Annotated in this window: 23 protein-coding genes and 1 tRNA gene; 17 read left to right on the forward strand and 7 right to left on the reverse strand. The window is 56.2% G+C overall.

All coding sequences use genetic code 11. The features are described from left to right. The first annotated feature begins 27 nt into the window (after positions 1-27). The 5 genes from mnmE to BLM14_RS19210 all read left to right on the forward strand — a co-directional run bounded on the left by mnmE (position 28) and on the right by BLM14_RS19210 (position 6,402). Complete coding sequence (mnmE, locus tag BLM14_RS19190; protein WP_100000842.1) at positions 28-1,362, forward strand: tRNA uridine-5-carboxymethylaminomethyl(34) synthesis GTPase MnmE; 1,335 nt, start codon at positions 28-30, stop codon at positions 1,360-1,362. A 759-nt stretch (positions 1,363-2,121) separates the two neighbouring features. After that, positions 2,122-3,990, forward strand: a complete 1,869-nt coding sequence (mnmG, locus tag BLM14_RS19195; RefSeq protein WP_100000843.1) for a tRNA uridine-5-carboxymethylaminomethyl(34) synthesis enzyme MnmG — start codon at positions 2,122-2,124, stop codon at positions 3,988-3,990. Beyond that, the gene (rsmG, locus tag BLM14_RS19200; RefSeq protein WP_100000844.1) at positions 3,987-4,631 is read left to right on the forward strand and encodes a 16S rRNA (guanine(527)-N(7))-methyltransferase RsmG; all 645 of its coding nucleotides are present in this window, start codon (positions 3,987-3,989) and stop codon (positions 4,629-4,631) included. Before mnmG ends, rsmG begins: the two co-directional genes overlap by 4 nt. 53 nt (positions 4,632-4,684) lie before the next feature. Continuing rightward, the gene (locus BLM14_RS19205) at positions 4,685-5,479 is read left to right on the forward strand and encodes a ParA family protein (protein ID WP_162293176.1); all 795 of its coding nucleotides are present in this window, start codon (positions 4,685-4,687) and stop codon (positions 5,477-5,479) included. Between the two features lie 38 nt (positions 5,480-5,517). Further along, complete coding sequence (locus tag BLM14_RS19210; RefSeq protein ID WP_100000846.1) at positions 5,518-6,402, forward strand: ParB/RepB/Spo0J family partition protein; 885 nt, start codon at positions 5,518-5,520, stop codon at positions 6,400-6,402. A gap of 15 nt (positions 6,403-6,417) precedes the next feature. On the opposite strand, the gene holA is transcribed toward BLM14_RS19210, so the two are convergent. Together holA and BLM14_RS19220 are read right to left on the reverse strand one after the other, a co-directional pair. Then, positions 6,418-7,470, reverse strand: coding sequence for a DNA polymerase III subunit delta (holA, locus tag BLM14_RS19215; protein WP_100000847.1), 1,053 nt, complete (start codon positions 7,468-7,470; stop codon positions 6,418-6,420). A 167-nt stretch (positions 7,471-7,637) separates the two neighbouring features. Next, positions 7,638-7,712 (reverse strand) — tRNA-Gly (locus BLM14_RS19220). A 205-nt stretch (positions 7,713-7,917) separates the two neighbouring features. On the opposite strand from BLM14_RS19220, the gene BLM14_RS19225 reads away from it, so the two are divergent. The 7 genes from BLM14_RS19225 to BLM14_RS19255 all read left to right on the forward strand — a co-directional run bounded on the left by BLM14_RS19225 (position 7,918) and on the right by BLM14_RS19255 (position 12,015). Beyond that, on the forward strand, positions 7,918-8,427 hold the full coding sequence (locus BLM14_RS19225; protein ID WP_100000848.1) for a prolyl-tRNA synthetase associated domain-containing protein: 510 nt from the start codon (positions 7,918-7,920) through the stop codon (positions 8,425-8,427). 107 nt (positions 8,428-8,534) lie between these two features. Beyond that, entirely contained in the window at positions 8,535-9,470 is a 936-nt protein-coding gene (trxA, locus tag BLM14_RS19230) for a thioredoxin (RefSeq protein WP_237143575.1), read from the forward strand. 61 nt (positions 9,471-9,531) lie between these two features. Then, positions 9,532-10,194: an LON peptidase substrate-binding domain-containing protein gene (locus BLM14_RS19235; RefSeq protein WP_100000850.1), complete on the forward strand. Its 663-nt coding sequence runs from the start codon at positions 9,532-9,534 to the stop codon at positions 10,192-10,194. Between the two features lie 20 nt (positions 10,195-10,214). After that, entirely contained in the window at positions 10,215-10,409 is a 195-nt protein-coding gene (locus BLM14_RS19240) for a Trm112 family protein (protein ID WP_100001528.1), read from the forward strand. Between the two features lie 76 nt (positions 10,410-10,485). After that, entirely contained in the window at positions 10,486-11,064 is a 579-nt protein-coding gene (locus tag BLM14_RS19245; protein ID WP_100000851.1) for a TetR/AcrR family transcriptional regulator, read from the forward strand. Between the two features lie 77 nt (positions 11,065-11,141). Then, positions 11,142-11,564 carry a metallopeptidase family protein gene (locus BLM14_RS19250; RefSeq protein ID WP_100000852.1) on the forward strand — a complete coding sequence of 141 codons (423 nt, stop codon included), beginning with the start codon at positions 11,142-11,144 and terminating at the stop codon, positions 11,562-11,564. Between the two features lie 91 nt (positions 11,565-11,655). Further along, positions 11,656-12,015: a YunG family protein gene (locus BLM14_RS19255; RefSeq protein WP_100000853.1), complete on the forward strand. Its 360-nt coding sequence runs from the start codon at positions 11,656-11,658 to the stop codon at positions 12,013-12,015. Here BLM14_RS19255 and BLM14_RS19260 read toward each other — a convergent pair. Next, on the reverse strand, positions 11,996-12,202 hold the full coding sequence (locus BLM14_RS19260) for a DUF1737 domain-containing protein (protein ID WP_100000854.1): 207 nt from the start codon (positions 12,200-12,202) through the stop codon (positions 11,996-11,998). The genes BLM14_RS19255 and BLM14_RS19260 overlap by 20 nt on opposite strands. 43 nt (positions 12,203-12,245) lie before the next feature. Continuing rightward, the gene (locus BLM14_RS19265) at positions 12,246-13,127 is read right to left on the reverse strand and encodes an HpcH/HpaI aldolase/citrate lyase family protein (RefSeq protein WP_100000855.1); all 882 of its coding nucleotides are present in this window, start codon (positions 13,125-13,127) and stop codon (positions 12,246-12,248) included. A gap of 157 nt (positions 13,128-13,284) precedes the next feature. Here BLM14_RS19265 and leuD point away from each other — a divergent pair, with 157 nt between their 5' ends. Then, entirely contained in the window at positions 13,285-13,890 is a 606-nt protein-coding gene (leuD, locus tag BLM14_RS19270; RefSeq protein WP_100000856.1) for a 3-isopropylmalate dehydratase small subunit, read from the forward strand. Positions 13,891-14,046: 156 nt separating this feature from the next. Here leuD and BLM14_RS19275 read toward each other — a convergent pair whose 3' ends face one another. Next, positions 14,047-14,256, reverse strand: a complete 210-nt coding sequence (locus BLM14_RS19275; protein ID WP_108724314.1) for a hypothetical protein — start codon at positions 14,254-14,256, stop codon at positions 14,047-14,049. 218 nt (positions 14,257-14,474) lie between these two features. On the opposite strand from BLM14_RS19275, the gene leuB reads away from it, so the two are divergent. After that, complete coding sequence (leuB, locus tag BLM14_RS19280) at positions 14,475-15,587, forward strand: 3-isopropylmalate dehydrogenase (protein ID WP_100000857.1); 1,113 nt, start codon at positions 14,475-14,477, stop codon at positions 15,585-15,587. A gap of 67 nt (positions 15,588-15,654) precedes the next feature. On the opposite strand, the gene BLM14_RS19285 is transcribed toward leuB, so the two are convergent. Then, on the reverse strand, positions 15,655-17,541 hold the full coding sequence (locus BLM14_RS19285; RefSeq protein ID WP_100000858.1) for an MFS transporter: 1,887 nt from the start codon (positions 17,539-17,541) through the stop codon (positions 15,655-15,657). Between the two features lie 574 nt (positions 17,542-18,115). Here BLM14_RS19285 and BLM14_RS19290 point away from each other — a divergent pair. Next, a complete protein-coding gene (locus BLM14_RS19290) occupies positions 18,116-19,150 on the forward strand; it encodes an aspartate-semialdehyde dehydrogenase (protein WP_100000859.1) in 1,035 nt (344 codons plus the stop codon). Positions 19,151-19,198: 48 nt separating this feature from the next. Here the strand turns inward: BLM14_RS19290 and BLM14_RS19295 are convergent, their stop codons facing one another. Further along, entirely contained in the window at positions 19,199-19,669 is a 471-nt protein-coding gene (locus BLM14_RS19295) for a MarR family winged helix-turn-helix transcriptional regulator (RefSeq protein WP_100000860.1), read from the reverse strand. 157 nt (positions 19,670-19,826) lie between these two features. On the opposite strand from BLM14_RS19295, the gene BLM14_RS19300 reads away from it, so the two are divergent. After that, positions 19,827-20,249, forward strand: a complete 423-nt coding sequence (locus BLM14_RS19300; RefSeq protein ID WP_100000861.1) for an organic hydroperoxide resistance protein — start codon at positions 19,827-19,829, stop codon at positions 20,247-20,249. Between the two features lie 189 nt (positions 20,250-20,438). Continuing rightward, complete coding sequence (locus BLM14_RS19305) at positions 20,439-21,260, forward strand: alpha/beta fold hydrolase (RefSeq protein ID WP_100001530.1); 822 nt, start codon at positions 20,439-20,441, stop codon at positions 21,258-21,260. Positions 21,261-21,265 lie beyond the last annotated feature (5 nt).

Raw genomic sequence — 21,265 nt, forward strand, 5'->3', positions numbered from 1 at the left:
TTCCAATGTAAGCTTGGACAGAATGAAATGAAACAGACCCATGTTTTTGGCGAGACGATTTTCGCCCTCTCCAGCGGCAGATTGCCCTCCGGCGTCGCGGTTGTCCGCATTTCCGGACCACAGACTCGATTCGTTATCGAAACGATTTGCGGTAACCTTCCTGAAGCGCGCTACGCTGCCCTGCGAACGTTCAAGGATACCCAGGCCAGTGCAATCGACCGCGGACTTGTGCTCTTTTTCCCCGCTCCACATAGTTTCACCGGCGAAGATTGTGGTGAATTTCATCTTCATGGAGGCAAGGCAGTCGTCGATGCGATGCTATCGGCGCTGTACGCGTTTGAGGATTGCCGGATGGCGGAGGCTGGTGAATTCACCCGCCGGGCCTTTGCCAATGGAAAGTTCGACCTGACCGTTGCCGAGGGACTGGCCGATCTCATCGCCGCGGAAACCGACAGCCAAAGAAGGCTCGCGCTGCAGATTTCGTCGGGAGCCCAGGCCCAGTTATACGCATCCTGGCGAACCGAACTGATCCGAGCGCGGGCATTGATCGAAGCGGAGCTTGATTTCGCCGATGAAGCTGACGTTCCCGGTTCGGTATCCGATCAGGTATGGCACTCCATGCGGGACTTGGCAGAGCGTATCCGGAAACACGTTGCTGATGGAAAGCGCGGCGTCATTATCCGCGATGGCTTCCGTGTGGTTATTGTTGGTGCTCCCAATGCCGGAAAGTCCAGCCTGCTGAATGCGCTGGCCGGCAGCGATGTTGCAATCGTATCGGACGAGCCCGGTACGACGCGCGATCTGATCGAGATCAAACTTGATCTTGCTGGCCTTCCCGTCCTCGTCACGGATACCGCCGGGTTACGCGAAACCGAAGGCAAGGTCGAAAAGATCGGCATCGGCCGCGCGCTTGAACGAGCATCCTCGGCCGATCTGGTCTTGGCGCTCATCGACTTGTCTGACCCGATCGCGCCAGCTCTCAACGATATAGAGACTGGTGCAATGCTCAAGGTTGGTACGAAGTCGGATCTGGCTCCTGCTCCAGCTGCAGCAGATTATGATCTGACGATTTCGACGCGAAGCGGGACAGGACTTGCGGATCTCCTGAAAGTTCTTGCCTATCGGGCAGAGTTGGCCGCGGGCAATCTCTCGGACCCATTACCGACCCGGCGCCGGCACCTGGAACTGCTCGTTGAGACAAGCAACGAAGTGGACACTGCAATCCAAGAAGTCAGGGCACCGCTGGAAGTACGCGCAGAATTCCTCCGCCGTGCATCACATTCGCTGGGGCGCATTACTGGTGACGTCGATGTCGAGGATATTCTGGATGTGGTGTTCTCGCAGTTTTGCATTGGCAAATGATTCACGTGAAACACTAGGATTTCATGGATAAGCTTTTTGCGCGGTTAGTTTACCTCACTTACGATTTGTCACGCGCTTTCTGCTCCTGAAAATTCACCCCCACCCGCAGCTCCGCTGCGACCTCCTCCATCGAAGGGGGAGGTGGGGATGCCATTATACCGGCTTCACCCTCCCCTCGATGGGGAGGGTCGGACCGCAGGTCCGGGGTGGGTGAAACAGCGGTTCCTGGCTTGCACGCAAAATAATCCCGCCAACTTATCCAACACCCGCGAACCTCGTTTATTCTATCCCGGTCCTTTCCACGGGGAACTGCTTCCGGAGCCGTTCGAAGTGGGGAGAGGATCGGCGCCTCCGATGGCGGGTAACGGACCCGCTGTCCGGGGAAGTTGCGTCCAAGGGTTCCCCTGCCGGTACTAGGACCGGTGCGTGCTGGACGAGCACTGTGAGGGGCGGTGGGTCAGGTAAGGGCTACGAGCCCGGCCGCTGCCGTCGCGACGCGGAACGGATGCGATAGAAAAACGCCGGACGGGCGGTCTTCGGATCGCATATCACTACCAAAAGACGCGCTTCGACGACCGCCCGTCTTTCCCACCAACTCAATGGCCAGACTCGAGATGAGGGCGTGGCAAGGGAGGAGTTCGCAGCGTCAAAGGAGCGCTGGAATGTTTCACGTGAAACACTGTTTATTGACTCACACTTGACTCACGGCTCGGTTTTGCCCATCAAGACGCAGATTCGAATCTCTGAAAGTTCTGGCACGTGCAAGACGTTTTTGATGTCATCATTATTGGTGGTGGTCATGCCGGCTGTGAAGCAGCAGCGGCTTCCGCGCGCTTTGGTGCCAGGACGGCGCTCGTCTCCCATCGCGCCGATACGATCGGCGTAATGTCATGTAATCCGGCCATTGGCGGGCTTGGCAAGGGCCATCTTGTTCGTGAGATTGACGCGCTTGATGGCCTCATGGGGCGCGTCGCCGACGCAGCGGGCATCCAGTTTCGCCTCCTTAACCGTCGCAAGGGTCCTGCCGTTCGGGGACCGCGCACCCAGGCCGACCGGAAACTCTATCGCCTGGCCATGCAACAGGCTATAGCCGAGCAGGCAAACCTGATCGTGATCGAAGGCGGGGCGAATGATCTCGTCATTGAGAACGGTACGGTTTCCGGCGTCCAGCTGATGGATGGCCGCGTACTGCCTTGCGCGTCTGTGGTGCTGACGACAGGCACCTTCCTTCGTGGCCTGATCCATATTGGCGAGAAGAAGATTCCAGCGGGGCGAATGGGTGAGGCCCCTGCCCTTGGCCTATCCGACACACTGGCTAGCCACGAATTTGCGCTTGGCCGCTTGAAGACAGGAACACCGCCGCGGCTCGATGGCCGCACGATTGATTGGCAGAGCCTGGATGTGCAATCAGCGGATGAGGATCCGCTGCCATTCTCCTTGATGACGGACAGGATCCAGAATCCGCAAATCGACTGCGGGATCACACGGACAACGCCGAAGACTCACGCGATCATCCGCGCCAACCTGCATCGATCCGCGATGTACTCCGGCTCGATCGAAGGCATCGGTCCACGCTACTGTCCTTCTGTCGAAGACAAGATCGTCAAATTCGGTGACCGCGATGGCCATCAGATATTCCTGGAGCCGGAAGGCCTTGATGATCATACGGTTTACCCGAATGGCATCTCGACCTCGCTGCCGGAAGACGTACAGCTTGACCTGTTGAAGACAATCCCCGGCCTTGAGCGCGCGGTCATGCAGCAGCCAGGCTATGCCATCGAATATGACTTTATCGATCCGCGCGAACTCGACCGTAGCCTGCAGACACGCCGTATCGGCGGTTTGTTCCTGGCAGGGCAGATCAACGGAACCACCGGTTACGAAGAGGCTGCAGCGCAGGGCTTGCTTGCCGGTCTGAACGCTGCACGGCTTGCCGGCGGTGTGGAGCCGGTGATCATTCAGCGGACCGAAGCCTATATCGGCGTCATGGTCGATGACCTTACCTCGCGCGGCGTGAGCGAGCCATACCGTATGTTCACTTCGCGCGCAGAGTTCCGCCTCTCATTACGCGCCGATAATGCAGATGAGCGGTTGACCCCGATGGCGGAGCGTCTGGGCATTCTCGGTGCTGCGCGGAAGGAGCGCTTTGACGCCCGGACGTGCAATCTGGATGCTGCTCGCGCCTTGGCGAAAAAACTGACCATCACCCCAAACGCAGCAGCGCAGTTCGATCTTCATCTCAACCAGGATGGTATCCGGCGCTCGGCCTATGATCTATTGGCATTTCCCGATATCGATCTCGGACGGATCAAGCGAATTTGGCCGGCGCTTCGTGAGATCGATAGTCGCATTGCCGATGCGTTGGAGATCGAAGCGCAGTATGCGGTTTATCTTGAGCGGCAAAAGGCTGATGTGGCAGCTATGGAGCGCGAAGAATCACTGTTGATTCCGCAGTCCATCGACTTTTCTGCTACATCGGGGCTCTCGAATGAGCTGAAGCAGAAGCTTAAACAACGGCAGCCGCGTTCCATTGCTGAAGCCCAACGCATTGACGGCATGACACCAGCGGCACTGGCGTTGATTATCACGCAGATACGCCGCACGCCGCCCCCGCGAGACGTTGCGTGAGCAATTGGCGCGAAAAGCGGTTGCAAGAAGTATTATCCAATGTTTCACGTGAAACAGTGGATAACTTGCTCGGCTTTGAGGAACTCTTTCGTAAATGGTCAAAAGCCATAAATTTGGCATCACCCTCGACGCTGGATGAGCTTTGGGAGCGGCATATCGTCGACAGTGCGCAGCTTTTCGACATGGCACCGGCCGCCACCCGATGGCTTGATCTTGGCTCTGGCGGCGGCTTTCCGGGTGTTGTGCTGGCAATCCTGTTGAAAAAACGCCCGGGTGGCAGAATCGATCTGGTAGAGAGCAACGGCAAGAAAGCCGCGTTCTTACGAACAGCCATTGGTCAATTTTCCGCCCCTGGAACGGTCCATGCCGCAAGAATCGATGCCGTATCGTCCAAAATACCGACGCCGGAGGTCATCACGGCTCGTGCCCTCGCTTCATTAAGCGATCTTTTTGTGCTTGCCGAGCCCTGGTTGACCACTGGCGCAACCGCCCTGTTTCAAAAAGGACGGGATTACCGCCGCGAAATCGAGGAAAGCCGTGACGCTTGGGTCTTTGATCTGGTAGAACGAGCAAGTGTGGTCGACAAAGATTCTGTCGTGTTGCAAATCAGCAATTTGCGGCACGCGGACCGGAACCGATAGACAACTAGCATCCATCTGACCGCCGAGAACGGTGTTTTGCTTGAGGAACAGTGATGAACAGCCAGACTCGTATCATTACCATAGCTAATCAAAAGGGTGGTGTCGGCAAGACCACGACGGCGATCAACCTTGCGACGGCCTTGGCCGCGATTGGTGAGAATGTGCTCATCGTCGATCTGGATCCGCAGGGCAATGCGAGCACGGGCCTCGGGATCGATCGGAAGAATCGTGAAGTTTCCTCCTACGACGTCTTGATGCAGACTGCGTCAGTTGAGGAAGCGGCGGTGCCGACAGCTGTGCCTAGCCTGTCCCTGATACCCTCGACACTCGACCTTTTGGGTGTCGAAATGGAGATCGCTAATGCTGCGGATCGCGCGACTCGTCTGCGCAAGGCATTCCGCGGCAATCCTGCAGCATCGCCTTTCTCCTATATATTGATTGATTGCCCGCCTTCACTCAACCTGTTGACGATGAATGCCATGGCTGCGGCGGATTCCGTTCTGGTTCCATTGCAGTGCGAGTTCTTTGCGCTTGAGGGTCTCAGCCAGTTGCTTGAGACCGTCAATCAGGTGCGGACTGCGCTCAACCCCAATCTGACCATTCAGGGCATCGTGCTTACCATGTATGACGGTCGCAATAATCTGGCGACCCAGGTCGTTGATGATGTCCGCTCTTTTATGGGTGACAAGGTTTACCGCACCGTCATTCCCCGCAACGTCCGCGTTTCCGAGGCGCCGTCCTACGGTATACCCGCGATTCTTTATGATCTGAAGTGCGCCGGCAGCCAGGCTTATCTGCAGCTGGCGTCGGAAGTCATCCAGAGAGAGCGGCATTTACGCGCCGCTTGATCGATTCGAATACGAAACATTTATGAGAGCCTGTGACAATGAATGAAGATCTGTCAAAAAAGCGCCTCGGCCGTGGCCTTGCAGCACTGATCGGCGAGATGGACCGGCTGCCGGATGAAAATGCGCCGCGCATCGCCACTCTGGATCGTCAGATTCCCATTGAGTTCGTTACACGCAATCCACGCAATCCACGCCGCCTGTTTACCGAAGGCGATCTCGAGGATCTGACCCAATCCATTCGTGAGCACGGTATTGTTCAGCCGGTCGTCGTCCGGCCGGTCAAGGACTCTCCGGATCACTATGAGCTGATCGCTGGTGAGCGCCGCTGGCGTGCCGCGCAGCGCGCTGGTCTGGCCACTGTTCCGGTCATTATCCGTGAGGTTGATGACCGTGTCGCGCTGGAACTTGCGATCATCGAGAACGTTCAGCGTGCCGACCTTAATCCCATCGAAGAAGGCATGGGATATCAACTACTTATCGATGATCACGAGTATACGCAGGCCGATCTGGCGCAGGTTATTGGCAAGAGCCGTAGCCATGTGGCCAATACTTTGCGCCTCCTGAAACTGCCCGAGCCGGTTCGTGACATGATCACGAATGGTGCATTGTCGGCCGGTCATGCCCGGACGCTGATCACAGCGACAAATCCCGGCGCGCTTGCTGATAAAATCGTGCGCGACGGCCTTTCGGTGCGCCAGGCGGAAGCCCTGGCGCAGGGTGGCGGTACAAAACCAGCGGTTGCGAAAGTCAAGGCTGATGGGGATGACGGTAAGGACGCGGATACGCGTGCCTTGGAGAAGCTGCTATCGGATGTGACCGGCATGCGTGTAACGGTCAATCATCAGAACAAGGGCGGCGATGTTCGCATTCACTACGCGACGCTGGAGCAGCTCGACGAGATTTGCCGCCGCCTGCAAAGCTAAGTTGTTTGGGAAATATCAGCGCCCGCTGCTGCGGCCCGCCCGCGCGGCCTCAGCAGCCAGCGCTATGAGCGATTGCCGGATGACGGGAATGGCGAGCGCCGCATTGCGCCGACTCTCCAGAACGGTGCGCTGCAGGCGCTCGATAGCCCTGGCGCAGGATTGCGTCGTCCAGCGCTGCAGGGCGGTCTCAACCAGCTTCTTCCTTGCAAAGAAAACCGGTGGCCGTGCCGTAGCAACGGCCGATCCAGCATTCTTTCCCTCACTCTCCATGCCGTAACGTAACGTTTGTAACGACTGGAACTGGCGAATTGCCGCGCTCAGGATGAGAAAGCTGGATGAACCGGTTCCGATTACCCGATCGAACGCGTGGGTGAAATCCGTCATGTTGCCGATCATCATGGCATCGACAATTGTTTCGTATGAAGTGGCGCTGACATCGCCAATAATATCGCGCACATCGTCTGCGGTGATGCGCTCCCTGCCATGGGCGTAGAGGCAGATCTTCTCGAGCTCGGCACGTGTCGCCAGCCGGTCGCCGCCAAGGCTCTCCTTGAGGAGGTTGCGGGCATCGAGGGTTATCTGCAGCCGGTTCCTGGCAAACATGTCATCGATGGTGCTGTCGATCCCGCGCGCATCGTCGCTGTAGCAGGGCAGAGCCATGGCGCTGGCGCTTTGTTCCACGGTGCCGCGCAGACCGGCACCCTTCTTCAGGTCCCCGGCTTCGATCAGAATATGGGTATCGACAGGCGGGTTCTTGCTGAGATGGGCGACCGCATCCGCCAGCCCCTTTTGACCTGCCGCATTGCGCACCCAGATCAACCGCTCGCCGCCAAACATCGAAATCGTGTTGGCCTCGTCGGAAAGCCGGCCAGGTTCAGAATTGATGTCATCCGCGTCGAGTCGAATCACGGCAAAGGGATCGTCCTGGGCGAGACCGGTGAGCTTGATAAATACCCCGGCTCTTTCGCTCACCAGACCCTTGTCGGGGCCATAAAGCAGCACGATGGGGTAGGCGCGATCCAGCCTTTTCAGAAAAGAATCAACCTCGTGTGCTTTCTTCTGTGCCATGCTCTCGGGTTTAATGGTTTGAGCAGAGATTGCAATTGCAACCTGTATTCGGGAGGTGCGACAGGCCAGTGCTACGTTACCTGGACCAATGACCCCGCATAGTCACAGCCAGGGTCTGGACAGCAAAAAGGCCCAGGTAAACCTGAGCCTTTTGATCTTCGGACAACTGGAGCGGGAGAAGGGATTCGAACCCTCGACCCCAACCTTGGCAAGGTTGTGCTCTACCCCTGAGCTACTCCCGCATGCGCCAGTCTGTCTTGCGAAGCGGGGCCTGTATGACCCAAGCGCCGGCTAATTGCAACAGGGAATTTTCGACTTTTGCGAGATATGTCAAAAAATCGAGCACGCCGATTTGACAAGGCGCAGCTTTTCCCTTGAGGACGCATCATCGACCCATTACGAGAGACGCAGGCATATTCGGTCGAGCGGTTTATTCGGAAGGCGATCATGGGCAAGACAATTGACGAGTTGATGCAATATCTCACTGAACTTGGCATCAAGGTATCGACAATCCATCATCCGGCGGTGTTCACCGTGGCTGAAGCCCAGGATCTGCGCGGCCAGGTTAGTGGTGCGCATACCAAGAACCTGTTCTTGAAGGACAAGAAAGATCATTATTTTCTTGTGACGGTTGATGAGGAAGCTGAGGTCGATCTCAAAACGATTCACACGAAGATTGGTGCGGCCAGCCGGGTTTCCTTCGGCAAGCCGGAAAAACTTCTGGACTTTCTCGGTTTGACGCCTGGCGCAGTCAGCGTCTTTGGCGCGATCAACGACACCCAACATCAGGTCAAGGTCGTGATCGATGCCGACCTGCTGGAAAATGACATTGTCAATGCGCATCCATTGACCAACGAGGCCACCACATCAATCGGCCGGGACGATCTGTTGAAATTCCTCAAGGCAACGGGTCATGAACCATTGATCTTGAAAATAGACGGATCGACCCCAAACTGATAGCTGAATATGGTCAAGTGCGGCAGTGATTGATCAAATCGATCGGCAAATGACGGGAGAACTTCATGAGCGATACAGATAACCCGTTTGGCGGCGGCTATGGAAGCATGCCGGGCACCACGACCGTGTCCTACGGGGCGGCTCCGAACGGGGCGGCCAGAAGTGCGGGCGAGGTGATCAAGGACACAACGACGGCTGCCTTTCCTGCGGATGTTATCGCCGAATCAAAGAGCCAGCCGGTTCTCGTGGATTTCTGGGCGCCGTGGTGCGGACCGTGCAAGCAGCTGACTCCTGTCCTCGAAAAGGTGGTTCGCGCGGCAGGCGGGCGGGTAAAGCTGGTCAAGATGAATATCGACGATCACCCGGCGATTGCCGGACAACTTGGCATTCAATCCATTCCGGCTGTCATCGTATTTGCCGACGGCAAACCTGTCGATGGTTTCATGGGCTCGCTGCCTGAATCCAAGGTCAGGGAATTTATCGATCGTATTGCTTCGCCCGATGGCGGGAAAGACGCGGCCATTCAGTCGGCACTCGACGCGGCAACGCAGGCTGTTGAAACCGGCGATGCCGCGCAGGCGGCCCAGATCTATGCGGCCATTCTTGCTGAAGTGCCGGATCATGTGGCGGCTCTTGCCGGCCTTGCCAATTGTCTGATTGAACTCGGTGACCTTGAACAGGCGAAAGCCACGCTGGAGCGGGTGCCCGCAGACAAAAAGGAAGATGCGGGTGTTCGAGCCGCCGAAGCGAAGATTGCATTGGCAGATCAGGTTGCGACGCTCGGCGATCCAGCGGCGCTGGAAGCGCGATTGCGCGAGAATCCCAAGGACCATCAGGCGCGATTTGACCTTGCAATGATCCTGAACGCCAAGGGGCAGCGCCATGAAGCAGCCGATCATCTTCTCGCCATCATGAAAGCCGATCGTGCATGGAATGACGATGGTGCCCGCAAGCAGCTGTTGCAGTTCTTTGATGCGTGGGGCGCAGGTGACGAAGCTTCCGCCACCGCACGCCGAAAATTGTCTTCGCTGCTGTTTTCCTGAAGAAAGTCAGGCACTATAGCCCGCGATCTCGATCTTTTCGGATCCCGGCTGGAGTTAAGCGATGCAAGCAGGAAATGTTCGTTATCGAACGCTCGATGATATTCCGGACAGCGTGCCGATTTTCCCCCTTTCGGGAGCCTTGCTGCTGCCGGGCGGCCAACTGCCACTCAATATTTTTGAACTTCGCTATCTCGCAATGGTCGATACCGCGCTTGGCAGCAAACGAATCATCGGTATGATTCAACCCCGCCTTGATCAGGACGGAGAGGCCGATGGTGATCTATGCGAAGTGGGATGCCTTGGCCGGATTACTTCATTCGCCGAAACTGGCGATGGGCGCCTGCTGATAACGCTCCAGGGCATATGCCGCTTTCGCGTGATCAAGGAACTTACCACCCGCACACCTTTCCGCCAGTGCAAGATCGCGCCGTTGCGTGCCGATCTCGATGAAGCCGACGATTCGGACGTCGACCGGCTGTCATTGCTGCGCGTTTTTCGAGCGTATCTCGATGCCAACAATCTCGAAGCGGACTGGGACAGCATCTCCCGGGCGGGCAATGAGACGCTTGTCAATGCACTTGCCATGATGTCGCCGTTTGGGGCTGCGGAAAAGCAGGCCCTATTGGAAGCGGCTGATTTGAAAACCAGGGCAGAGACTTTGATCGCTATAACCGAGATTGCTCTGGCCAAGGACCAGGATGATTTCGAAGGAAGCTTGCAGTGAGCTTCGAGAAGGATCACATCATGACCGACGAAAAACGCGAGACGCCGATCGATCGCAAGCTGCTTGATCTTCTGGTCTGTCCCTTGACCAAGGGGCCGCTCATTTACGATCAGCAAAATTCGGAACTGGTTTCCAAATCGGCGCATTTGGCCTATCCGGTAAGGGACGGTATCCCGATCATGCTGCCATCCGAAGCGCGTAACATCGAAGACTGATGGACTTGGCCTTTCATTTTTTGAGCATATGCGCCATTGTCAGAGTCAGTTGCATGACTGACTGACAGATGGCGATATGGCAAAGCAAAATGAAAAACGCGATATCCTTATTGCATCAGCCGCGGGGTTGTTCTGGCACCAAGGTTACGCCGTGACAAGCCTTGCCGATATCGCCGCGGCCTCGGGGATTCCGCTCGGCAATATCTACTACTATTTCAAGAGCAAGGCCGAACTGGCGCGCGGGGTGGCGGACATTTTCGTGGCGGAAACCGAGATCATGCTGGCGGAAATCACCGAGGCAAACCAGAACCCGCGGATCCGGTTGCAACTCCTTGTAGAAAAGCTGGCGCAGTCCCTGAAGAGCCGCGTGGAGCATGGTTGTCCCATTGCGCTTGGCATACGCGATTTTCGGCATGAATCTCCGGAAGCGGCCGGTCGCGCGGCGGAATCCTTCAGTCTTCTCATTGGGTTTATCGGCAGGGAACTCGGGCGCTCCGGCATTCGGCCCTCAACGGCGCTGGGACTTGCGCGCAATGCGCTGACCGAATGGCAGGGTGGCATCATGCTTGCTCACGGTCTGAAGGATCCAACGGTGCTTGCCGAGAGTTTTCGGCGAATCGAGCGATTGCTAATGGTGGCGCCCTCCAGGACCTGACGGTAAAGGTCAGGCCCCCTCGCATCTGTCATTCAAACGCATTATATGAAACCGGAAATGCCCTGCCAGGAGTTCCGATGGCCCGAAGTAACCAAACCGCCGACTGGGGTAATCGTTTGTCACCTTCGCTCGGCGAGATAGAATCTCTGGCGATCGAGGCTTACGCGCATTTGCCCGAAACATTTCGCGCGCTTTGCGGTGATATCACCATTCAGGTTTCTGAATTTCCCGACGACCAGATCGTCGAGGATATGGGGCTGGAGTCACCCTTTGATCTCCTCGGGCTTTTTGAAGGAACCGGCATTGGCGAGCGTTTTTCCCTTCAGACGGGTGAACAGGCCAATCGCATCACGATCTACCGCCGTGCTATCCTGGATTACTGGGCAGAATATGAGGAAGCGCTGGGTGAAATCGTAACCCATGTCCTGATCCACGAGATTGGCCATCATTTTGGCCTGTCGGACGAGGATATGGAACGCATCGAAGCAAGTGCCGAATAGTATCAATGCGGCGCAAAATGCCGGTTGCTGTTTGTGACGATTGCGATATTGCTCCCCACGATCAATCACTCGATAGTTTCGGAGGACTGCTTTGGCCGATTTTTCAACACCCTACGATCTTTATGAGGCACTTAAAGCGGCGTGGAGTTCAGAAAGCTCCAGCTCATGGTCGATTGAGAATCCCGCCAAGGGACAATGCAGTGTGACGTCACTGGTTACGCAGGATCTTTTTGGTGGCTCGATCCTCAAAACCAAGACCTATGGCGGTACGCATTTCTACAATGCGATTGATGGCGTCAAATGGGATATGACTGTGAGCCAGTTTGACCGGCCCATCCCATTCGAGGACAGGCCGGCGACACGCGAGGAAGCCATGGCCGACACATCAGAAGCTCAGTACCATGCACTCAAGCGCCGTCTGGAGCTTGTGCTTAGTAGTCGCTCAGCTTGATGCCAGGCTCATAATCAACGCCATCCACATCCTTGACTACGGCTTGGCCGCACTGCATCACGCCGGTCGCCGAATTGAACGCATAGGTTGGCGAGCCGTAAATGTGCCAACCCTTGTTCACAGCTGCCGTTACCTTGTGGCAGAAGCTTGCATCATCGGGGCCTGTCAGAAGCCGGTACAATTTCATGATTTTCTTTCCTAAATTTGTGCCAAAATCGGCCAGTCCTGGTTCACTTTTTGCCTATTGTCTCGACTTTTGCCAATAGTTTTTGCGCAGTTTCGAGATGCAGGCGCTCCACCATTTTGCCGCCTAGCGCGATGGCTCCCTTGTTCTTGTTCTCCGGGTGGAAGAAGGCCTCTACAATGGACCGTGCTTCCTCGATGGACGCTGCATCGGGGAAAAATGCTGTATTGGCCGCTTCGATCTGTGATGGATGGATAAGAGTTTTACCGTCAAACCCCATTTGAACAGCCTCGGCGCATTCGGCGGCGAAACCATCGCCGTCCGTAAAATCATTATATACGCCGTCAATCACATCGAGTTTCCCTGCCTTGGCGCAGAGCAGAATTTGCATAAGCCATGGCGTAAGATAAGCGCGCTTCCCGGCTAATCCCCTTCCGGTTTCCTTGGCGATATCATTGGTCCCGATGACAAAACAATCGAGCCGCGCCGTCGATCGCAGGCCGAGTTCAGCGATTTCATCGGCGTTGAGAATACCGCGCGGCGTCTCGATCATGGCCCAAAGACGGACATTCTCCGAAGCGTCGGTTTCCTCCAGTATCTCGGTGACGCTGGTGATGTCCTGAGGGGTCTCGACTTTCGGCAGAAGGATTGCATCGGGCTTGCACGCCCTGGCCGCAAGCAGATCTTCCGCACCCCACTCGCTTGAAAGACTATTGATACGGATAATTCGCTCGGCCGTGCTGGCTGTGTGAGCCAGAAAGTAGCTCCGCAATGCCTCACGCGCATCTTCCTTTGCGTCAGGGGCGACGGCGTCTTCCAGATCAAAGATGATAGCGTCCGTTGTCAGCGAAGCAGCCTTGGCCAGCGCCCTGGCATTGGAGGCGGGAACATAAAGCACGGAGCGGCGAGGGCGGAAGGGTTTACTCATGCCGACTTTCTTGCCTTGCTCGCGAAGCCAAGACAAGTGCTATCATGCGTGACCCCCGCTCTGACCCAAAGTGCCACAGGCGAAACTCTTTGATTCGCAGTCAAGCTGGTGTAAAGCGAAGCGCAAAGTCATTACCCAGGATCTACAGGCAGACATCATGGACAAATTCACCAAGCTCACCGGCGTTGCCGCTCCGCTGCCAATCATCAATGTCGATACCGACATGATCATCCCCAAGGACTATCTGAAGACGATCAAGCGGACTGGCCTTGGTACTGGCCTGTTTGCCGAGATGCGCTACAACGATGATGGCAGCGAGAATCCGGATTTTGTTCTAAACAAGCCAGCCTATCGAAAGGCACAGATCCTTGTCGCCGGCGATAATTTCGGTTGCGGATCGAGCCGTGAACACGCTCCGTGGGCGCTGCTGGATTTCGGCATACGCTGTGTCATTTCGACGAGCTTTGCGGATATTTTCTACAATAACTGCTTCAAGAACGGGATTCTACCGATCCGCGTCAGTCATGAAGATCTCGACAAGCTGATGGATGATGCACAGCGCGGCGCTAATGCGACACTGTCGATTGATCTCGAAGAATTGACGATCAAGGGGCCGGATGGCGGTACAATCAGCTTCGAGCTTGATGAGTTCCGCCGCTACTGCATGTTCAACGGCCTCGACGATATCGGCCTGACCATGGAAAAGGCAGCGAAGATTGATAACTTCGAATCTGCCAATGCAGCAAAGCGTCCCTGGGCGTGAATGGTTAGAATGTTCTGAGGGCCCGGATTTCCGGGTCTTTGGCTATTTGTATTCGCGCTGGGTCGGCAGTTGCATCCGAATGCGCCCCCCCCCGCCAGGGGCCCCGCAATATCTCGATCGTCCCGTCATGCAATATCGCGATTTGTCGGGCAAGGTTTAAGCCCAGACCCGCTCCGCGCGACGCTGACTTTGGTCGAGGTCGACAATAGTTGTTGGCGGGCCGTAGTCCAGAATGACCGATTCAACCGGCTGTCCGATGTAATTCTTCATGATATCGGAAGCGCATCCCGCCAGCACAATCGTGATCGTCGCAAGGAACGCGCCAAAGGCGACATGCCTCAAGCGGCCGGCTTTGCAGAAAGACATGTTTCACCCCCCATCGTAAAAACCATGTCCGGCAACTAGGCTGCGAAGATTGCGCCGACATTACAACTGCACATCTTTGGATCGCGCGAATCGTTCACAATTGATTGCCAGTGTTATCGGCATTCAGAAAATTTCGCAGAAAGCTTTCCATCTTTGCTGAACTTGCGCTAAGTACGCGCCATCCCGATTACAGCGATCAATCAATGAGGTTTCCCAGCATGGCATCGAAAAAGCTCCTTCTTCTTCCCGGCGACGGTATTGGACCTGAAGCAATGGCCGAAGTCCGCAAAATCATTGCCTACATGAATGCCGAATTGAAGAGCGGGTTTGAGCTGGACGAAGGTCTCGTTGGCGGCTCAGCTTATGACGCGCACGGTAAGGCCATCTCCGAAGCGGATATGGAAAAGGCGCTCGCATCCGACGCCGTTCTCTTTGGTGCGGTGGGCGGGCCCAAGTGGGACAGCGTTCCTTATGACGTGCGCCCGGAGGCAGGTCTCTTGCGCCTGCGCAAGGATATGGAACTCTTTGCGAATCTTCGCCCGGCAATCTGCTATCCGGCGCTCGCCGATTCGTCGTCTCTCAAGAAGGAAGTTGTCGAGGGTCTCGATATCCTGATCGTGCGCGAATTGACCGGCGGCGTTTACTTCGGCGAGCCGAAGGAAATCCGCGACCTGGGCAATGGCCAGAAGCGTGGCATCGATACGCAGGTCTATGATACATACGAGATCGAGCGAATTTCCGGAGTTGCCTTCGAATTGGCGCGCACGCGCGGCAACAAGGTGACGTCGATGGAAAAGCGCAATGTCATGAAGTCGGGCGTGTTGTGGAACGAAGTCGTTACGGCGACCCACAGGGCGAAGTATTTCGACGTCAAGCTCGAGCATATGCTGGCCGACGCCGGCGGTATGCAGCTTGTCCGCTGGCCCAAGCAGTTTGATGTGATCGTCACCGACAATCTGTTTGGCGACATGCTTTCCGATATCGCGGCGATGCTTACAGGCTCCCTTGGCATGCTTCCTTCGGCGTCGCTTGGTGCGCCTGATGCCAAAACCGGCAGCCGCAAGGCACTTTACGAGCCCGTACACGGCTCGGCACCGGACATCGCCGGTACTGGTGCGGCCAATCCGATCGCCATGATTGCGTCCTTCGCCATGTGCCTGCGCTACTCCTTCAATATGGTTGCCGAGGCCGACAGGCTGGAAGCAGCCATTGCCGGCGTTCTTGATGACGGCATTCGCACGGCGGATATCATGTCGGAAGGAAAGACCAAGGTCGGCACCACCGAAATGGGCGACGCAATCCTGGCCAAATTCAAGGCGTTGGCTGCCTGATCCAGAGAATTTGAACTATGAAAAAAGCCCGGCGCGAGTGATCGCGCCGGGCTTTTTTGATTGGCAATTACTTGATTGCGTCGAGATCGGTGTCTTTCGTGTCCCGTACGAAGATGAGACCGATGACCAAGGTCATTGCCGCGATGACGATCGGGTACCAGAGGCCATAATAAATATCACCCTTGGCCGCGCTCATCGCGAAGACTGTTGCTGGAAGCAGACCACCGAACCAGCCATTACCAATGTGATATGGCAAGGACATGCCGGTGTAGCGGATGCGGGTCGGGAACATCTCGACCAGAATGGCCGCTATCGGCCCATAGACCATGGTCACATAGATCACGAGCACGAACAGGATCGCAATCACCTTTGGCCAGCTGACGGCCGCCGGATCGGCAACCATCTTAAAGGCGCCAGCGCCCGGAATCGTGTAGACCGGCACCTCAGTCGCGCCGGCCGCCTCTTCCGTGGTCAGAAGCTTGTCCTTGATCGCCTGATCGACAGGAACCATGGTCTTTGCACCACCGCGGATCGCAGCCGGGTCGAGCGCAAGTTTCGGATTGGCAGCAATCAAGGCGTCAAGCTTCGAATCGGCGACCTTTACTGGATCGCGGACTAGGGGGTAACCGCCGTCCTGAAGCGCTATGTTGATGCCCTTTGCAAAAGCACCTTCCTTTGCCTTTGCATCGGCTCCAGCGGCAACGGCGTCGTAAGACTCGACCGTTTCATTACCGATCTTGACCGTGGCTACAGTGCCGGGCGCTGCAGTGGCCACAACGTCATAGGGAACCGAGTTGCGGGTCAGGAACGATGTCGCGATATCGCAGGAAGTGGTGAACTTAGCCGTGCCTGTCGGGTTGAACTGGAATTTGCAGTCGCCGGGTGCAGCTGTGACGGTCGCGCGAACATTCTGTTGCGCGGCGGCAAGTGCCGGATTTGCAGCCCAGGTCAAGGCCTTGAACAGCGGGAAGTAAGTGATAATGGCGAGCGCCAGTCCGGCCATGATGATTGGCTTACGGCCGATCTTGTCGGACAGCCAGCCGAAGAAGACGAAGAAACCGGTGCCGAGCAGGAGTGCTATTGCAATCATGATGTTGACCGACTGCGCGTCGACTTTCAGCACATTCTGCAAAAAGAACAGCGCGTAGAACTGGCCTGAATACCAGACGACAGCCTGACCGGCAGTGAGACCGAAAAGCGCGAGCAAAGCGATCCTGGCATTCTTCCATTGGCCGAAAGCTTCGGAAAGCGGAGCCTTGGAACCCTTGCCTTCTTCCTTCATCTTCTTGAAGGCCGGTGATTCACTCAACGACAGCCGAATCCACACGGAAATTCCGAGAAGAACAAATGAAAGCAAGAAAGGAATGCGCCAGCCCCAGGCAGCGAATGCTTCTTTGCTGAGCGAATTCTGGATGATCAGGATGACGATGAGTGAGAGGAACAGACCCAGCGTGGCCGTAGTCTGAATCCACGATGTGTAATAGCCGCGTCTGTTGCTCGGTGCATGTTCGGCGACATAGGTTGCCGCACCACCATATTCACCGCCAAGGGCAAGACCTTGAAGCATGCGAAGGGCGATCAGGATGATCGGTGCGGCAATGCCCCAGCTGGCTGATCCCGGAAGTACGCCAACCAGGAAGGTTGACAGACCCATGATGAGGATGGTGACGAGGAATGTGTATTTGCGGCCGACCAGATCGCCGATGCGGCCAAAGACCAGCGCACCGAATGGCCGGACAAGGAAGCCTGCCGCAAAGGCAAGCAGCGCAAAGATATTACGCGTTGCTTCCGGATACTCGCTAAAAAAGGCTGCGCCGATGAAAGCGGCCAGAGAACCGTAAAGATAAAAATCGTACCATTCGAAAACAGTTCCGAGCGAAGAAGCGAAGATAACCTTCTTCTCTTCTCTCGTCATACCCCGACTAGAAGTGTCGGCCACAGACGTGGTTGCCATTACTATTCCTCCCAGAAAACAGCAGTTGAGCCAAGGACATGATCAGTTCTAACCCCTCGATCATGGCCTCGACCGTTGACACTACGCATGGCCCCTTTGCTGCGCTTGCTTGCTGCGGCAAACCATACGTCGGTGAATGTCCCTCGGAATTTTCTCCCCCAAAGGTCACGCACCCGATGCACGCGCGGAGTGTTCAACAAATATTGATGAAAGCAAAGCCCGTATCTTACGTCAATTGTCTAAAATTGTGCGTAACACGACATATTCTTGTCATTTGAAGAGACAATTGACTCTTTTAGGAAACCGCGTACAAGCACAATCGGACAAGGAGACGCCCAGGTGGGTAGCGAATCAACAGCACTGTTTTTGACAAACGGTTCCGGCGAGATTGCCGGATGCGCTGGTGCGCCTGCTCTTATCCGCAAAATTTCGGCCAAACAGACTGCGAAAACGACCACCAAAACGGTCTGATTTCCCTTGGCCTGCTCGCCCCCTCCCGGGTCCGGCCCGGGGGAGAAGACCCGCAGTGGCCAGCGGGTTTCTGAACAGCAGAGAGGGACAGGAGATATTACAGATGAGTTTCAAGGTTGCAGTTGTTGGTGCCACAGGCAATGTGGGCCGCGAAATGCTTACAATACTGGAAGAGCGCGGCTTTCCCGTCAGCGAAGTCGTTGCGCTCGCCTCGCGCCGGTCGCAAGGAACCGAAGTTTCCTTTGGTGACCGTACGCTGAAGGTCAAGGCGCTGGACACCTACGACTTTTCCGATACGGATATCTGCCTGATGTCGGCAGGCGGCAATATTTCCAAGGAATGGTCGCCCAAGATCGGCGCGCAAGGCTGCGTCGTCATCGATAATTCCTCGGCCTGGCGCTACGATTCCAACGTACCGCTGATCGTGCCGGAAGTGAATCCCGATGCGATTTCCGGTTTCACCAAGAAGAACATCATTGCCAATCCGAATTGCTCGACCGCACAGCTTGTCGTTGCCTTGAAGCCTTTGCATGACAAGGCAAAGATCAAGCGTGTCGTTGTTTCGACCTACCAGTCCGTGTCGGGGGCCGGCAAGGAAGGCATGGACGAGCTGTTCGAACAGTCCCGCGCGGTGTTCGTTGCCGATCCGGTGACAGCGAGGAAGTTCACCAAGCGCATCGCCTTCAATGTGATTCCGCACATCGACGTGTTTATGGAAGATGGCTACACCAAGGAAGAATGGAAGATGGTCGCCGAGACCAAGAAGATGCTTGATCCCAAGATCAAGCTCACGGCGACCTGCGTGCGCGTTCCGGTTTTCATCGGCCACTCGGAAGCGGTCAATATCGAATTCGAAAGCCCGATGAGCGCAGAAGAAGCCCGGGATATCCTGAGCGATGCACCAGGTTGCCTGGTCATCGATCGCCATGAAGATGGCGGCTATATCACGCCTTATGAAGCAGCGGGTGAGGATGCCACCTATATTTCGCGTATCCGGGAAGACATTACGGTCGAAAACGGCCTTTCCATCTGGATTGTGTCGGACAATCTGCGCAAGGGCGCTGCACTCAACACGATCCAGATTGCCGAGCTTCTGGTTGCACGCGGACTGATTCAGCCGAAGAAGATCGCTGCCTGATCGATCTGTACTGTCGAGAATACAAAGGGCGCGGGAAACCGCGCCCTTTTACTTTGCCTCGTCAATGCTCGCGACGAGATTATCGCGCATTGCAATGAGCTCTGATCGCAGTGTCTGCGCTTCGTCCATGGTGCAGCCAAATGCCTTGCCCATGGCGGTAGGCACAGCTTCAGCGCGCTCGCGCATGCTACGGCCTTCATCCGTAAGTCCGATCAGGACCTGGCGCTCATCAACGGTGTCGCGCCGCCTTGTAATCAGTCCTGCAGTCTCAAGGCGTTTCAACAGGGGTGTCAGTGTGCCTGAATCGAGGCTGAGCTTGTCGCCTATGGCCTTCACGGTCTGATTTTCCTGCTCCCACAATACCACCATCACCAGATATTGCGGATAGGTCAGCCCAAGCGCAGCAAGACGCGGCTGATAGGCGCGCGTTACCGCATTCGCGGTGGAGTAAATGGCGAAGCACAAAAAATTCGACAGCTTCAGCTGCGACTCCTGCGCATTTCCTGTCGCGTTTTCCATCCTGGTCACTCCTACGGTTCTGTCTGCGCAAGATAGCCAAGCGCATTAGATTGCGCATCATTTAATTTTTCATCACTCATAATAAAAATAGATTGCACACAATTGAATTGTGTGCAATCTAATATGTGCCGAACAAATCCAACCAAGGAACAGACCAATGAGTATTCTCTATACGACTAAGGCGACAGCAACCGGCGGCCGTGATGGCCGCGCTACCAGCGAAGATGGCCGGTTGGCCGTCACCCTTTCAACTCCGAAGGAACTTGGCGGCAATGGTGCCGAGGGTACCAACCCCGAGCAGCTCTTTGCGGCCGGCTATTCCGCCTGCTTCCTCGGCGCAATCAAATATGTGGCCTCGCAAAAGAAGGTCAAATTGTCCGAGGGCACAGCAGTCAGCGCCACGGTTGGCATTGGTCCCCGCGACGATGGCAAGGGCTTTGGCCTCGATGTCGCGCTGGCTGTTACTCTGCCCGGTGTAGAAGCGGAACAGGCTCGCGAAATCGTCGATGGCGCACACGTGGTCTGCCCCTATTCCGAAGCAACCCGCAGCAATCTGAACGTACGTATTTCAATTAATTGACACCCTGGGTTGTTAAGCAGGGTCAACGGGACCAGTATCATGCGCAATTCTCATTGGACGTCACGCCGTTCCTTCCTGACCGCCGGCGCAGGCCTTGTTGCCGCCGCCAGCCTTCCAGCCAGCGGCGCAATGGCGGTGCAGACACCCAAGACATCAAAATCCAGCCAACCAGTGAAAGGACACAATGCGATGACCACGATCACGACAAAGGACGGAACCGAAATCTATTACAAGGATTGGGGCAAGGGACAGCCGGTCGTCTTCAGCCATGGCTGGCCGCTCACCGCCGATGCCTGGGAAGACCAGATGTTCTTTCTGGCGTCGCATGGCTACCGGGCCATTGCCCATGACCGCCGCGGCCATGGCCGTTCGAGCCAGCCGTGGAACGGCAATGACATGGACCAGTATGCAGACGATCTGGCAGAGCTGTTTGAAAAGCTCGATCTGAAGGACGCAATCATGATCGGTCATTCGACTGGCGGTGGCGAAGTGGCGCGCTATATCGGCCGCCACGGCACGAAACGAGTCGCCAAGGCCGTGCTGGTCGGCGCCGTGCCGCCGTTGATGCTGAAGACCGACGCCAATCCGGAAGGCCTGCCGATCGATGTCTTCAATGGCATCCGCGACGGTGTCATCGCTGACCGCTCGCAGTTCTTCAAGGATCTGTCATTGCCGTTCTATAGCTACAATCGGCCCGGCGCAAAAGCCTCAGAAGGCGTCAGGGATTCCTTCTGGCTGCAGGGCATGATGGCAGGGATGCCAGCCTCCTATTTCTGCATCAAGGCGTTCTCGGAAACCGACTTCACCGAAGACTTGAAGAAAATTGACGTGCCGACATTGTTCATCCACGGCGATGACGACCAGATCGTGCCGATTGACGATGCCGCCCGCAAAGCGGTCAAGCTTGTCAAGAACGCCACGCTGAAGGTCTATCCCGGTGCGCCGCATGGCCTTGCCACGACGCACAAGCAACAGCTCAACGAGGATCTGCTCGCCTTCGCCAAGGCCTGATCTAA

It is taken from the genome of Phyllobacterium zundukense, assembly GCF_002764115.1.
GTDB classification, from domain to species: Bacteria; Pseudomonadota; Alphaproteobacteria; order Rhizobiales; family Rhizobiaceae; genus Phyllobacterium; species Phyllobacterium zundukense.